The organism is Pseudoalteromonas sp. SG43-7, assembly GCF_014164295.1.
GTDB classification, from domain to species: Bacteria; Pseudomonadota; Gammaproteobacteria; order Enterobacterales; family Alteromonadaceae; genus Pseudoalteromonas; species Pseudoalteromonas rhizosphaerae.
In genome coordinates this window covers 134530-148808 of record NZ_JACJEY010000006.1, presented here as the reverse complement: position 1 = coordinate 148808, position 14279 = coordinate 134530, and the positions used below count along the sequence as shown (strand labels likewise).

General features: G+C 38.2%; 14 protein-coding genes and 1 tRNA gene. 1 reads left to right on the top strand and 14 read right to left on the bottom strand.

The genetic code is table 11. The features are described 5' to 3' along the window. Positions 1–299: 299 nt before the first annotated feature. On the top strand, positions 300–908 hold the full coding sequence (locus tag H5200_RS04420) for a DUF4303 domain-containing protein (RefSeq protein ID WP_182761013.1): 609 nt from the start codon (positions 300–302) through the stop codon (positions 906–908). A gap of 3 nt (positions 909–911) precedes the next feature. On the opposite strand, the gene H5200_RS04415 is transcribed toward H5200_RS04420, so the two are convergent. The 14 genes from H5200_RS04415 to H5200_RS04355 form a co-directional block, all read right to left on the bottom strand. Continuing rightward, positions 912–1502: a hypothetical protein gene (locus H5200_RS04415; protein ID WP_182761012.1), complete on the bottom strand. Its 591-nt coding sequence runs from the start codon at positions 1500–1502 to the stop codon at positions 912–914. Further along, on the bottom strand, positions 1499–1753 hold the full coding sequence (locus H5200_RS24330) for a hypothetical protein (protein ID WP_310737037.1): 255 nt from the start codon (positions 1751–1753) through the stop codon (positions 1499–1501). Before H5200_RS24330 ends, H5200_RS04415 begins: the two co-directional genes overlap by 4 nt. Next, positions 1650–1994 (bottom strand): AHH domain-containing protein, encoded by a 345-nt coding sequence (locus H5200_RS24325; protein WP_310737038.1) that lies wholly within the window; start codon positions 1992–1994, stop codon positions 1650–1652. Before H5200_RS24325 ends, H5200_RS24330 begins: the two co-directional genes overlap by 104 nt. 619 nt (positions 1995–2613) lie before the next feature. After that, complete coding sequence (locus H5200_RS04405) at positions 2614–3546, bottom strand: nucleotidyl transferase AbiEii/AbiGii toxin family protein (RefSeq protein ID WP_182761011.1); 933 nt, start codon at positions 3544–3546, stop codon at positions 2614–2616. Continuing rightward, entirely contained in the window at positions 3539–4330 is a 792-nt protein-coding gene (locus H5200_RS04400) for a type IV toxin-antitoxin system AbiEi family antitoxin (RefSeq protein ID WP_182740902.1), read from the bottom strand. Before H5200_RS04400 ends, H5200_RS04405 begins: the two co-directional genes overlap by 8 nt. A gap of 619 nt (positions 4331–4949) precedes the next feature. Beyond that, entirely contained in the window at positions 4950–6449 is a 1500-nt protein-coding gene (locus H5200_RS04395) for a hypothetical protein (protein ID WP_182761010.1), read from the bottom strand. 101 nt (positions 6450–6550) lie between these two features. Further along, a complete protein-coding gene (locus H5200_RS04390; RefSeq protein ID WP_182761009.1) occupies positions 6551–7111 on the bottom strand; it encodes a hypothetical protein in 561 nt (186 codons plus the stop codon). Between the two features lie 518 nt (positions 7112–7629). Then, positions 7630–7704, bottom strand: a tRNA-Arg gene (locus H5200_RS04385). Between the two features lie 104 nt (positions 7705–7808). After that, positions 7809–8474, bottom strand: coding sequence for a FlgO family outer membrane protein (locus tag H5200_RS04380; protein ID WP_404936374.1), 666 nt, complete (start codon positions 8472–8474; stop codon positions 7809–7811). A gap of 8 nt (positions 8475–8482) precedes the next feature. Further along, positions 8483–9163, bottom strand: a complete 681-nt coding sequence (locus H5200_RS04375) for a FlgO family outer membrane protein (RefSeq protein ID WP_182761007.1) — start codon at positions 9161–9163, stop codon at positions 8483–8485. 12 nt (positions 9164–9175) lie between these two features. Beyond that, a complete protein-coding gene (locus H5200_RS04370) occupies positions 9176–9769 on the bottom strand; it encodes a FlgO family outer membrane protein (protein ID WP_145240937.1) in 594 nt (197 codons plus the stop codon). 51 nt (positions 9770–9820) lie between these two features. Continuing rightward, positions 9821–10486, bottom strand: coding sequence for an SPOR domain-containing protein (locus tag H5200_RS04365; protein ID WP_182718037.1), 666 nt, complete (start codon positions 10484–10486; stop codon positions 9821–9823). Positions 10487–10496: 10 nt separating this feature from the next. Beyond that, positions 10497–13457, bottom strand: a complete 2961-nt coding sequence (locus H5200_RS04360) for a hypothetical protein (RefSeq protein WP_220496995.1) — start codon at positions 13455–13457, stop codon at positions 10497–10499. Between the two features lie 6 nt (positions 13458–13463). Beyond that, positions 13464–14276, bottom strand: a complete 813-nt coding sequence (locus H5200_RS04355) for a molecular chaperone (RefSeq protein ID WP_182739890.1) — start codon at positions 14274–14276, stop codon at positions 13464–13466. Between the last annotated feature and the right edge of the window lie 3 nt (positions 14277–14279).

Here is a 14279-nt window from a genome sequence, read left to right as displayed (position 1 = left end):
AACATCATCACATTGAGATAATGCTTTTTCAACCGCTTGAACTTTAAATTCTTGTGTAAATCGACGTCTCATTTTTATCTGCCTCTATTAAAAGTTAGAGGCGACAACTATCCTGACACAGGGGGGTAGAAACAAACCAAGCCAAAGCGGTATTAAATTAATTAATACAATTACAAGTGATGGTTAATGAATAACAACATAATAGCTAGGCTTAGTTCAGGCTATTAAACATAGACCTCGCAAAACACCTCATATATTTATAGAATAATAGCCCACTTAAAAGGAGTTATTATTTTTTGATGAACAATATAGAAAACTTTGAACAAACCCTATATTTAGACGCGAAAGCAGGATTCACTAAAATTGTACAAGATCACGGTAACGCTCTTTATGTACTCGGGTTTTATCACACTGGAAGCTACAGCCTGCTGCCAATGTTTAATACTTTATCCGATTTAAAAGAAGTCTTTGAAGAAGAATACGATAGCGAAGAGGATGACTTTTTATTAGCAAAATGGAATCCGGATGACTTTCCTTCACTTGAAACCTACTCTGAATACTTTGCCAGCACTGAAGAAGCTTGCTATGAACTCAATGATACAGATTTCAGTGTAACTCATCAACAAGCACAACAGCACTGGCAACAATGGTTACAAGTATTAGAACGCGTGTTAATTCGTCTTGACACCGAAGGCGTGTTTGCAAACGGCATTAATCGTAACAAAGTCACCTTAGCAATACTCGCATACGATGAAACCGAAAAGGAACAATTTTCACGTATTAAACGCATGAATCCGCCCACAGTTTTAGCAACTATTCAAACAGATTTTGCAACAATGATTGCCAGACGTAACGAGGCAGAGCAATTAGCGATGGCAGAATTTGAGCGTATTTTACAAAAGCGTTAGTTTTTAGAAATATGTGAGTAAGTCAGTATTAAAAACTAACCCTGTCAAATTATTATCGTTAACTAATTTTTTGAAATCGTCGGTGCAGTAAAGTGACAGACCTGATTGCATTTTCGATTTAAAAATAAGCTTATTGCTTATATCCTCATCATCAAAAACAAGTGACTTTAACCCATCTTCAAAGCCATCTAGGTATGCTCTTTCTGTTAGGCTCAAATCCTCTTGAGCAAATATTAATGGATTGAACAAATATAAGTTATCACCATTAGTCTTTAAATCAATGAACTCACCAAATTCACTTAAAGAGGCATTTAAGCACTCATAAGCAGGTTCATTCAGCACTAAAAATGAGCCGTATAAATTAACGTCATAATTTTGCTTTTTTGCCCTTGGTTCATGCTTACATTCAAAACCATTAGGAGATAGCTCTGATAATGTAGCTTTTCCTTTAGGGACATCATTCATAACGATTTGAATAATATTATCGCTCAAAGGCTTATTCGAGTTCTTAACTATCTGTTTTGACATTTCCATTATATCAAGGTTAATTACATCGTAAGCATTTGTTGGCTTTCTTAATTGATATACATTCATATGCCTTTCCACTGCTTATCTATTTTCTCAAATATTTTACTTGGCAACGTACCAGTCCTAATTGCAACTTTTACATTTCGAAGTTTATTCATAAATAAAGCTTTATTTTCATTCATGTCCCCACCTAGGCTACCACCTATCCATGATTCATAATTCATAATTGTATCTATGTATTTTCCTGTGTGGTGGTGCATCCTTTGTAGCCCAGTCATGAGCTTTATTTTTAACAAAATTAATAAGCCAAGTGCCATTGTGTGGATCGTTAATTCCTATACCTGCCATATGAAGGTTTAACCTTGCTCGTAATATAGCTTGTTGATTGTATCGCCCTTTACCTGAAATAATATGATGTGCTTCATGCTCTTTTGTAGGCTTGGGCTCACCAACTGAAAATAAGTAACGCGCAAGTGTATTTGTTGGATGATGCTGTTCTTCAGCAAGTTCAAACTGCGCAGCCGATGAGTTTAATTCTCGGTATTCTTTAAGTGCTATTTGCGCAATAGATACTGATTCGATACGCTTTTTTCTGCTTGTAGATGATCATAATCTTTAATTAATTTTTTTAACTTCTCAGCATCTGGATTTTGCTTGTTAGCCTCGTCATGATACTTCTTTGCTTTTAATTCGAAGTTATAAATAGCCATTGCTAGCGGAGATGGATCTGAAGGGCGTTCGGGTCTAGGGTACGTTTTTTTGTAATTGCATAGTAAAATAGTCCATTATTTCAATGTGGTGAATTTAATATAGCCCCAACCCAAACGCAAGCCATTTTATAATTACACATATTATAAACCACTCCAAAATGTAGCGATCAACCTAATCAAGAAGCATACTTAAGCACTTTTTAATAACCTTATTTCACATTCTCGCCCACACATATAACTTACTTCGCAACAACTTTGTCACCATGACTTAGTGGTGTTGAGGTAACAATAAAAAAGGTAGTGTTTTAATAAATATAAGTGCACCACACTTATTCGCGCGTAAAAGTGTAAACCAGGGCCTTAACAGATAGAGCAAAGTCTAAAGTTAGGCTAGCTTGATATCAGGTCAATCTAGAGTTCTGATGTCTGAAGCCAAGATTTAACTCCTTTTCTCTTGACCCCTTTACTTAATTGCCTTGTTTAAGCCACTCATCAAGCACGGCCTCTAATTTAGCTAGTTGCTCTGTGTGTTTTTCTTGATTCTTAGCTAACTTAGCTATGTTTTGTAGCTTCCAGCGTATAGCTGGCAGTTCTGCTGCATCAGGATAGTCAAACAGTGTCCAATCAGGATCCCCTTGTTTGAATGACAACAAAAATGAGCGATCTCTTTCTGTGAAATGAGCTTGTAATGCAGCTACCATTGCAAGCCTTATAGAAGTTAAGTCTTTTAGCTCAACGGGTTCAAAGGTCATGCCATCAAACTCAGCTTGAAACTTCACATCAAGAGGTTTCCAGTTAGGAGCCATAACCTCATTGATAGGTCTTGGGTGGCTTAGTACATAAGTAATAAATCCAACAAATATATCTCGAGAAATACCTTCCTCTGCAAGCAGCATACGAACATCAAACAGGTCACGAGGGTGCTGGCGATCCATGGCTGCACATAATTTTCCCCCATAGAGATCGGGCAGACTAACTACAGGAACCTCTGCATAACCAAACTCTTCTTCGACTGATTCTTGCACAGGTAAGCTATCCGGTTTATGTAACGTACCTCTTGCTACCGGAGAGACTTCGATTTTAATTGTTGCGTTAGGACTAGTAACAACTATACGCAGCTCATCTACTTTTTGATCCTGTAACACAGCACCCGTATCTGGTTGAGCATTAATTAAATCGGTAATGCGTTGCAGCGCAGCTTTTACATTTGCTAGCGCTTCATCTCTAGGCTCAAGAGGAAGATAGGCAAGGTCAATGTCCACGGACAGCCGTGGAAAGTCTCTCACAAATAAATTGATGGCCGTACCGCCTTTGAGTGCAAATGAAGGCTCTGTTGCAACTACTGGTAACATTCTAACCAGCAGTGAAACCTGCTTGTAGTAGGGGCTCTCTCTATCCATTGTTTGGTTCTTCTTGTTTTACACTTAATATTTCTGGCACAGTGATTTGGTAACGCTCATCAAATCGCCCTTGCTCTACCACCTGACGCTTTCCTGAACCTAATGCGATCTTTGTTTCATCAATACGCTGAGTCCATTGATGGCCATGATAATGACTCAAAAACAAAAACACTCTATTGGTTTGAACCGAGCTACTACGTTCAAGAAGAGATTGCACCTTTCTAGGACTCAGGTTTACAAGCCCTTGAAAAAGCTCTGCTGCATGCTCAAACGAAATGTGCTTCCCGATTGCATCAACCACTTCGTAAGCTGCAAGCTCAGGACAACTAGCTTTTAACTCTTTTCCTTTAACCGTAATCATTTTTAGGTCTTTTTCAGAGACGACTTCAAGCTTATGGTTACCACAATAAAACCAATTTTGATTGGGAAATTCACGAAACCACTTAGGCAATGATTGTTTGTTCTTCACCCCAATCCAAACTTGTTCTTTACTTAGCTGTAAATAATGGCTCAGCCCTTGGTGAGTCAAGCTGCTTAACCCTGCCAGATGAACAGGATGGTTTAACTGCATGTCCATTGCTTGTAGAACTCCCCCCCAATCAGGCTTAACATCATCATTTGCGCTTGGGCGATAATAAACGCCTGAAGATAACTTCCTCAGCCAACCACTCTGCGCATACTTTTGAGCCAAGGAGTAACTAATTCCGTTCTCTGTCAGCCATTGCTGTAGGACAAGGGCTCCAGGATATGTATGGGTAACCAACCAGTTTATCTTAGATGACATTTTAATACCTGAAGTATGAATATTACGAATTTAGCAAACTATAGGTTTATACTAATTAGGATTGTAGCACTTTAAGTGTTAAAAAAAACAATTTAGTAAACTTGGATAAGGAAGGACGTTACTCTTCTTAAGACAGGGCTGAATGTTCAAAGGCGAAGATAGACCTATCAGATTGCACACCAATTTAAACATCGTTGCAGAAACTGGCGGGTGCTTAAAAAGCTATTACTATGGTGGGCTCATACTCAAAGTAAAAGGTCTGTGATTCGCTGGTAAAGCCGTTCTTATAAGGTATTCGCACAAGGCACTATTCATGGAAGGTAGAAAAGGCATAACCTAAAGCTCAAACTCGTTAGCAAAGCACCCTATTAACTATAAAGAGCTAAAGCTATTATTCTCAAATAAAATTGCAGCTAAATTTAGCATTTCAAATAGCTAAAGCTCTTAACTAAGCTTTAGCTCATATCAAACATCAAGACTAAGCCAAGAATAACCTTTAGCTAACCACTTGCCAGAATGGCAAAAAGGCTCTTACTTGGAGTTCTGTAAATAACTGTACTAGTAATATTTACACTATGAAATAAGATTTATCCCTATGGCATTAAACTTTAAAATCTCTTTAGCTATAACCAGTAATTAAAGTGTCACCAATTACTCCCTTTATAGGAGATTCCGATGGGTGGGAATAATTTAGAGTTGATAAAAAATCTTCTTCTGTTGGCAGCTCAACATTAAATTGGGGAGTTATGATATTTGTAATATTATCAACCACACTCAGAACCATAACCTTTTGACCAAAGCTAGCTAATAGTGCAAGCCTCATCTCTTGCCAATATGATAGTTTAGATGTGTTTGCCTTTACTTCTACAGCGACGCATTCTTCTGAATTGTATGCAATAAAATCATACCTCCCGGGATGCCCTAATTTTTTATATTTTTTCCCACCATCCAAAATATCTTTGGGAGTTTTTTTACTATTTTGATGTTCTAGGAAGCACTTTTGAATATATAAATGAACCCGAATATTATCTTGCAAAAATTGGTTAGTTACATTGAGGCTACCGATTTTTCCTCGTTGTAAAGCAGAAATCAAGCCAAACCTTCCTTGGCACTTTTGAATACTGGCACATTTATGAAAGTGCCCTGTATAAAGGGGCGGGGTTAATCCATCTAAATAGATAGGGTTAAATAAATTTCTTCCCAAGCTACAAGGAGCCTGCTTTCTGTCTTTTTGGTATAAGTGACAAGGATATTTTGATGAGCAAGTTTTAGCTAATTCTATAAACTCCTCAAATGTATAGTCTAACTCTTTTGGGTAGGTGTTTTGTTCTAAATTTTCAGACGAAATATTTATACCTAACCCCCTTATTTGACCCAAGTTATTTTTAAAAATATTTATATGCGAAAGTCCAACGTGCGTATCTGGAACAATATTGAGTAACTTATGATTTAGACTACTATTTTTTCGTTCTTTACCGAACCTAGCTACTTCATACCCCATATCTTTCAACTTTACGATGGCTGCCATCTCACCATCAAATCCAATTTTTTGCACTTTAGTTGCTTTTTTAACTGATAATTTGACCTCTCCAACCGTTTTTCCTTTCCATTTATTCCAATTACCTCTCCACTCTTGTGCTCTAGCGTGTTCACATAAAGCATCAACCTCATGGTAACGCTCTTTAAAAAATAAATATTTAGCATACAACTCAAAAGTGCCGTGCCTAGGCAATATTTCTATAAGTCTATTTTTAAGTGCTTTTGCTATACCACCAGAAAGTAATATTACTTTTTCGCAATAATACTCGAATAATTCATCAAAATTACTATCTACCTCTGTAAGAGGATATAATAAGCTGGCGATAAGGCAGTAGTTTTTGTGTTTTTCTTCACTTGAATCACTAATTTCAAATGCATCTAATAATTTTATGAATTTACTTAATAGTACTAATTCACCACCTACTTTCATCCTTGAAGCAACATCAATGAAAAAGGCGAAATCTAAGGAATACCTTTCACCTTCAGAAATATAATAACTCGCATTCTTTGAAATATATTTTTGAATTTTAATTGCATCGTTAGCATTAAAGTTTTCTTGTGAAATTTCATTTAAATTCATAGCTTTATAAGTTCCATTTATACCATTTAGCGCACTAATAATGAAAAAGGTTGTTAGTTAAAATATTGATGAGTTAGAAAAGTAAGTTACTAAATTCGTAGCTATTTAAAATAATCATAGGTTATTAACCTTTGAATTCTGCTAAAGATAGGTGATGTATATACCCTGACGTAACCGCCCATCAAAGGACATTGAATGACTAAACCACTACTGAGCAGCCTGTGAAAAAGAGCATAAACATCATCAATCAATATGTGAGTTTTATCTGCGATATAATCTTCAGGTTTATAATTAATCTCGCTACGATGAGAGACTTTTTTTTGATATTCATCTAAATGATATAAAACAGTAAGCTCACGAAAAGATAAGTTACTTAAAGCAGCTAAAGCTTCATGATAAAAATCGGGGTCTTCATCAATGAGTTTTGACGTTGTACTTGCCATATAGAAGCTCATTAATATTTCAAATTTCTCTTCGCAATTAGCCCTTTCTAATGCCTCTTGAGTTACAATGATCGCAGAAATTATTTTATTATATTTCACTTCAGAATCATTTATTGAAAGCTCTCCCTTTTTCAACAGCTCAAACAGTTGATTCTGTTTATAATTACTTCTGATATCATATAGAGCTTTCGCTGACTTTAAGGCTGCACTCATTTCCAAACTAAACCTCCATTTATTTACTAACACCCTAATATTTGTACCGAACTGAAATTGCAATAACATTAGATGCAACTAAATGGTATTGCTGATGATTTGGGGATTTTGAACTTGCCCAAAATAAACACAGTGATAAAGTGACAGTCACTTCCAAGCTATTACTGCATTGCCCAGCGTTTATTCTGCTTCTATTAAACCTAATTTATTACTTTAAAACAACTAACCCATTTAAAGCACAGTTATAGATCACCGCGACTCAAGAACTCAATTTATACTTAACAACCAAAATTCTATAGTAATAGCATGAAAGACTAGAAATAAAGGGAGTAAATCTTGATCATACATCACGGTTAATTAACTTTTGCTATTAGGGTAAGCTGTCTTAAATGTAATTTGGATATTTTGAAAAGTGGCGCGCGAATAAACTTTTTTGAAATTAGAAAATTTCGATTTAGACTGCTATAAATGTGCTACAAAAAAATAAATAAAACAGAAAACAACTCATAACCCATTGATTTAATTGGTAGCCCCTACAGGAATCGAACCTGTAACTGCCCCTTAGGAGGGGGCCGTTATATCCATTTAACTAAGAGGCCACATTCGAGCTTCGAGCTTCGAGCTTCAAGCTTCAAGCTGATAGCAAAATTATAACGGTTTATCCTATTTACAATCAAGCAGTTAAATGGATTTTATAACGATACTAGTTAATACTTGCGCGTTGTAGGTGAATATCGGCGTTGTTGAGTACGTAATAAGGCAGTATTTTGTTGCTGCTGGCAACTACGCGTTTGCTGGTGATATCAATAATACGGGCGTTTACTTCAACACCGTTGCTGCGGTAGATCAAGGTGCCTGATAACACATGACTGGCGATGCGTTGATCCGCTAACTGCTCTATATCGCGTGAAAATACAAAGTCACCGCGTGGGTTCATAGTTATTTGGTCGGTGGTTTTAAAGTCAACAATACCATAACCAAATTTTTGCAGTTGATGAATAAAACTCTCTGATAACTGGTTGCCTAATTGGCTACTGTTATTAAGGCTGGCATCTAAATCTACAAATGAAGTAACGGCAATCGAAGTATCAAGCTCTGTTTGCATTGTGTCGACTAAGTCTAACGCCATTTGCTCTACATAATTAACCAGTGTTTTATGATGCTTGTTAGGAAAAAACTGCTCACCACTATCTAATGGCTCGGCACTATTCATTTGTACTTGTTTTAGCATTTGAGTAAGGTCATATCGGCTAGTCGTGCTTTGGACTGGCTCAACTGGCGCTGCATCATTAGTCATACTGCATGCGCTGAGGATGCTGATCACCCCCCCTACGGTTAATAACTTAGTGCTATGGATTAGCTTACCCATCATTGGCCTCACTTACTCGCTTGTTTTAGCATTACGCCATCAGTGCGATAGCTGCTGTCGAGTGCATCAACAACGGATTGCGGAATAAACCCTTGTGCAGAGCCAACCACAGCCTTACTAGCTAAACCAATAATTCGGGCATTGACTAATACACCACCTTGGTGATTTACCATAGTGCCCGCCAGTACGTAGTTGAAGTTTTGATCTTGGCTTAGCTCTAAATAGTCGCGACTAAATACAAAGTCGCCAGAGGGAGTAACACGCATGTAGTCGGTGGTTTTAAAGTCGATCACCGGTACACCAAAACTGTGTAGCTCGTGCATAAAACTTTCGGCGATTTGATTACCTAACAATGTGCCGTCGTTGTAATCATCATCTAAAAAGATAAAGCTTGATACGGCCAGCGGCGTTTTGGTATTTACGTATTGTAAATTTTCAGCCATATCTTGCATTATGCCACGTACATAATGATTAATATTTTTACGTGTTGGGACTGTGACTTGGCTGCTATCGTTCATCACTGGAATATTGTTTTGATAAAATGTATTACTTTGCCCAGGAGCTGCAACCATTCTTTGATCACCCTCTAACTGCGCAGAGTTATCAGTTTGTGCTGTTTTGCCCGGTTCCATCATTTGCGCGCAACCAAAACCCAGTGGCAAACATAAAGTTAATATTAAGCGTTTCATGAGAGCTCCTAATTAGTATTCGCTGCGGTAAATATAACCGTCGCGCTGTTGTATTTTTTCATCGCCCCACATCACATTTATGGGGATCTCTGTACTGGCGGCAGATACAACGCGGCTATCTTGCGTATTTACCATACGGGCGTTAACTATATAGGCATGTTGTTGCCGTGTTAAGGTACCCGTGATAACAAAGTCAATATTCTGACGTTGGCGTAATTTGCTTATGTCGCGACTTAATATACCATCTGCGTTGCTGGCTAAATTAAGGTGTTTTTCAAGGCGATATTCAATAGTGTTATAGCCAAGTTGGGTAAACTGAGTAAGTAAGCTTTCTTGAATTTGCTGACTCAACCCTGCGCCCTGCCCTTGTGCCAGCTCACTGTCTAGCGCGTTGGCTAAGTAAAAGCTAGTAACGGCAATCCGTGCAGAGCTTTTAAACGGCCCTTGCACATGGCTCAATTGACTACTCAAGTCGCTGACATACTGATGCACAGTATAAGGTGCCATTGTTGCTTTTGGGGCATTGGTACTTGGTGCTGGCGGTTTTTCTTGCGTTAAACTACACGCAGTTAGACTCAGCAATAATAAACATAACAAAAGGCGCATAATTGCCATCCTCACTAAACATGGCAATAACAAAGCAAGTATTATGCCTATTTATAATTTTATTGGGTTATCGGTGTAGTGAGTCACCATGCAGTTGAGCTGTTGTAGCTTTAATTTATCACAATCAGCTTGGGCGTTTTTTTGATATTGGTATGCCCCGATTTTTAAGCGGTAATAAGTCATGCCTTTTACCTGAGCAGTTTCGACATTGGTGGTAAATTTATCTGACAATAAACTCGGTACTTTTTGTTGAATTGTTTGCCAGCTTGGAGCTAATTGCGATTGTTGAGTGACCGCAATAATTTGCAGCGCAAAAAGCGCGTTGTTAGTTATGTTTGACTGTGTTGCTATAGATTGCGCAGGCCTATCTAACGGTACTTGCTGTGATGCCAAGGCAGCAGATGAATGGCTCTTCTTACCTGTGTTCTCGTCATCATTTGCTATCGCGGTTAACTGTGCTATCAATAAATTCAAATCACTTTCAATCAGTAATAATCGTTCAAGATCGGGTTTAATTGCTTGCCACTGTGCAGAGCTAGTTTGTAACTGTTGTAACTCTTGTTGCGTGATCTGTACATAGGTTTCATGATTAGTTTCAGCTGTGCTGCTGGTACTTTTTTGCGCGCTATCCGTCGTGCTGGTACAGCCAGATAATATAATTAAACTCATTATTAATACGGCTGATTGCATTACACTAAACGATTGTTTGATATTCATTGCTATTCCTTTAATGAAGTATTGTTCGTTGTTCGATATCACACTTCAATCTTTGTTTTATTAATGACTGACAAAGATCCGTAAATTCAGGCTGTACTTGCTTAGCGTATGCTAAGGCGAGTATGTACTTACTTTGCTGTTGATCATGAATATAAAACACGTCTTGCTGTTGTAATTTTAAGCGTGGGCTTATCAAACGTAAGTATGCCTTTAACATCATTAACGATGAAAAATTCCCCGCATTAACAATAGTCCCCGACACTTCTTCGAGTGATTTTAAAGTAAAATCAACCCCAACCAACACATCCCCTTTTGCTGATAAATCAACTGTTACTTGCTGGGTGTTTTTTAATGCTTTACGTTCTTTAAAGCTATCGTCAACCACAGCCCGATACTGCCCTGGCCGTAGGTCGGTAAACAAATAATAGCCATCATAAGCCGCTTGGGTGTTGGCAACTTCTTTATCGTTTTGATCTAACAAGGTTATTTTTGCATAAGGCTGCACATAAGTGTGATCGCCTTGCTGCTGATACACCACCCCTTCAATTTCGCTGGCGTTATTTAGCGGGTAATCCATGTATTCAATAAATCCTGCTCTTGGCGTGATTGAAAAGCCCTCATTGGCAGGCACAAAAAACGGATCGGGGAAGCTGTCTCTATCGAGCACAATATCTGTGGTGCGATTAGCTGGCATTGAGGTTAACAATGCAATGCCATTTTCATCGGTTATTGCTTGGCGATAATTTTGCAGCCCTTTTACTTTTATACCTGCAACACCTTGCTCGTCAGGATCCATAATGCCGTTGTTATTTTGATCTAAAAATACCCGTAACATTAATGTACCTGTCGTTGTTAAGCTTTGCTTAGACACAAAATAGTGATTGTTTTGTGTGTCATAACCAAGGCTGAATCGGCTATATACGCCAAGCTGCCAGTTATCTTCACTGTCGTAGTTTAGATTACTAGTGAGACTAAACTTATTGCTTTGCCAACTTAAGCCTAAATCAGCCGATTGAATATCATTAATACGAGAATCACGTAAGGTGACTTCTGCTTGCAGTTGACTGGTAATACTACGGTTAAACTCTGCCTCGTAGCTGGTGACTTCATTGATAGGAGATAATGTGTAATCAACACTAAAACGGCTATAAATACGACCCAAACGCCCTTGCAAACGTGTTGAGCCATACACTGATTCAACATTATTACTTTGTTGCCATTGTAATTGGTTGCTCAAAGCTAGGCCTGCAATCGCATAATTCAAACGGTTCTGTGCTTGCTTATAGATGCCTCGGTTATCTGATGTTTGATACAATAAATTGTTTTGGTAGTTTAGCCGCCCGTAACTGTTTTGCATCAACTCGCCAGCCATATCAAACTGATAGCTGTCGTATTTTTGTTTTAATTCATCGGTTCGATTCGTTGCGCTAAAAAGTAAAGATTGATCAGCAAATTGCGTGCGTGCTGTAAGTTCAAGCTCTTGTTCATGTTGATTATTTTTCTGGTAATCTAAGTTTAATAACAGAGCGCTAAATAAGCTAAGGTTAGTCCCCAGTGACATGTGTTGTAGGTCGTCATGTGTTCTTTTTTGTGCCAATGCAGCGGTATATATCGAGAAGTCGTCTGTAATACCTTGCTCGTAGCGCCCTGCTATTTGCCAGCCCGTGCTGTCATTATTGAAGGCTGTATTGCCAAGCAATTTTTTACCCTGCTCAGAGACTGATAGTTCATAAAATCCTTCACCTTGTGCTAATTGGTTACTATCAATAAAATAATATTCGCTTTTTCGCTCGACCTGCCCTTGAGGACCATAAAAAATAAGCTCGAAGTTGTTCTCACCATAAAACAAATCAACATTATTAAAAATATAACGACCATCTGATAAGCTTAATTGCTGCGCAATCAATACGCCGTTACGATAAAGCTCAACGTCCCAGCCTAACTGAATCGGACCACTTAAATTAATACGGTTACTATCAAATTGTTGAGTCAGTCCGCGGTTTGAAAACTTAATACCACGACCATACTGACTGTTGTAACGGCTGCCAACTTGTGTGGCCGTTACATCACCAAACTCAACTTCACTGGCTGCTAACACTCCCAGTAATGAGCTTTGCGGGTCTTGCTTAGTAAATGTTAAACGCGAATCGCTGAGTAAATCGCCCTCGCGACCAGATAAAAAGTATTCGGCAGATAAATAAGCAAAGTCTTGTGCACCTAATAATGAGTAACTTGTTCTATTTTGATTTTTATCAGCACTGTAGTTTAATTGTAAATCAGCAACAGGTGATGAAAGCGCTTGATACGGGCTGGCTTTCCAAGGCAAGGTGGGCTTGGCATTACGATTCGAGGGGTTAAGCCTTCTACCATGGCGTTCTCGCTGTTGTTCAATTGGTAATAAGATGGCCGAACTTAACTCTATTTCTAAATCACCATAATCGACTGTAAATTGCAGCCCAAAAACCTCTTTTAACTGCGCCATTTCAATATACATGTCATCATCAATGCTAATATCAGCAGCCGTTAGTTCAAGCATACCTGCGTCAGTTATCAGTGTTGCAGGCAGGGTGCTGGCATCTAAAATGAAAGGCTGTTGATCTCGATACCAGCCTTGAGCAGAACGAGTTACAAGATCAACATCTATTCCAAATTGCAATATATCAGCTAGGCTACTAAGGCCAAGTTGAATACCCTGATCACTTTTTAAAGCGAACACTTCGCCTAAGTAGTAATCATTTAAAGACAACGAAAATAATAAAAACTCACCGCTTGCGATCCGCGGTTGGTTTGACGCAACAGGGCTGTTAACGCTAGGCTGAGAAGCTGTTGGTAAGTCGGTTAATTTAGCTTCAATCTTGCGAAGTGTTTTTAATGCATCATTCACAGTTACGTTATTAGTCGCGAATGCATTGTTACTAAGGCATAAACTTAGCCATAGTGTAATGCACTTTAGCCCTGTATTCTTGGTCATGAAGAGTTAAAGTTGCAGCATTTTTGGACTAATCGCTAAAGCATACTCGGCAAAATTTATGTCTTGATATTCATCTGCACCGATATATTTAAAAATAACAGTACCAGGCTTATCTAGGGTTTTATCACTAAATAAACTCAACATTACCTCGGCATTTTTTACATCCGAGTAAATACTTAAATTGCCAATTTCAGCGATAGCTTCCAGCTTAGCATTAGCATTTTGTTGATAAAACGCGGTTAATTTACCATAACTGCTAAAGTGAGTTTCACGATTGAGTTTTAATTTAAATTGTAGTCGTTGGTTGCCCTGGTTTTTAATCACTTGCGCTTGCTCAATGAGTACTTTTGGTACTTCAGCATGTTCACGAAGGATGACTGGAATACTGTAGCTCATGATCATATTAATTTTTATTGAACTCGTACTATTTGGGTTTTCATTTGGCAACGCCTGAAATAATAAATGCGAACGATATTCACCATCTGCTAACTGTTTTGGTTTTCGAATTGCAATTTTAACGGTTTGCTTTTCACCAGGCGCCAAACGCATTTGCTTTGGTGATAAGCGCGTCATCGGGCTTAAACTTGTCGCCGTCGGCTCAAGTAAGGTTACATACCCTCCGGTTGATGTGGATTGCTTTTCGCTCCACTGCACTCGGTAAGTTTTGTACTCGTCACTGGTGTTGATCACTGTGACCTTTGCAGTACGTTGACGCTCGTCAAAACTAATACGAGTAGGAGAAATAAGTAAATTCGCCATTACCGCCTGGCTAAAAAAACAAAAGCTTAAAAGCAGTATCACGGTTAATTTATTAAACATTTA

Excerpts from the sequence above, each read along its gene's own strand:
- H5200_RS04420 (WP_182761013.1), top strand. The coding sequence starts at position 300 with ATGAACAATATAGAAAACTTTGAACAAACCCTATATTTAGACGCGAAA.
- H5200_RS04415 (WP_182761012.1), bottom strand. The coding sequence starts at position 1,502 with ATGAATGTATATCAATTAAGAAAGCCAACAAATGCTTACGATGTAATT.
- H5200_RS24330 (WP_310737037.1), bottom strand. The coding sequence starts at position 1,753 with ATGGCACTTGGCTTATTAATTTTGTTAAAAATAAAGCTCATGACTGGG.
- H5200_RS04405 (WP_182761011.1), bottom strand. The coding sequence starts at position 3,546 with ATGGATAGAGAGAGCCCCTACTACAAGCAGGTTTCACTGCTGGTTAGA.
- H5200_RS04400 (WP_182740902.1), bottom strand. The coding sequence starts at position 4,330 with ATGTCATCTAAGATAAACTGGTTGGTTACCCATACATATCCTGGAGCC.
- H5200_RS04395 (WP_182761010.1), bottom strand. The coding sequence starts at position 6,449 with ATGAATTTAAATGAAATTTCACAAGAAAACTTTAATGCTAACGATGCA.
- H5200_RS04380 (WP_404936374.1), bottom strand. The coding sequence starts at position 8,474 with ATGGGTAAGCTAATCCATAGCACTAAGTTATTAACCGTAGGGGGGGTG.
- H5200_RS04375 (WP_182761007.1), bottom strand. The coding sequence starts at position 9,163 with ATGAAACGCTTAATATTAACTTTATGTTTGCCACTGGGTTTTGGTTGC.
- H5200_RS04370 (WP_145240937.1), bottom strand. The coding sequence starts at position 9,769 with ATGCGCCTTTTGTTATGTTTATTATTGCTGAGTCTAACTGCGTGTAGT.
- H5200_RS04365 (WP_182718037.1), bottom strand. The coding sequence starts at position 10,486 with ATGAATATCAAACAATCGTTTAGTGTAATGCAATCAGCCGTATTAATA.
- H5200_RS04360 (WP_220496995.1), bottom strand. The coding sequence starts at position 13,457 with ATGACCAAGAATACAGGGCTAAAGTGCATTACACTATGGCTAAGTTTA.
- H5200_RS04355 (WP_182739890.1), bottom strand. The coding sequence starts at position 14,276 with ATGTTTAATAAATTAACCGTGATACTGCTTTTAAGCTTTTGTTTTTTT.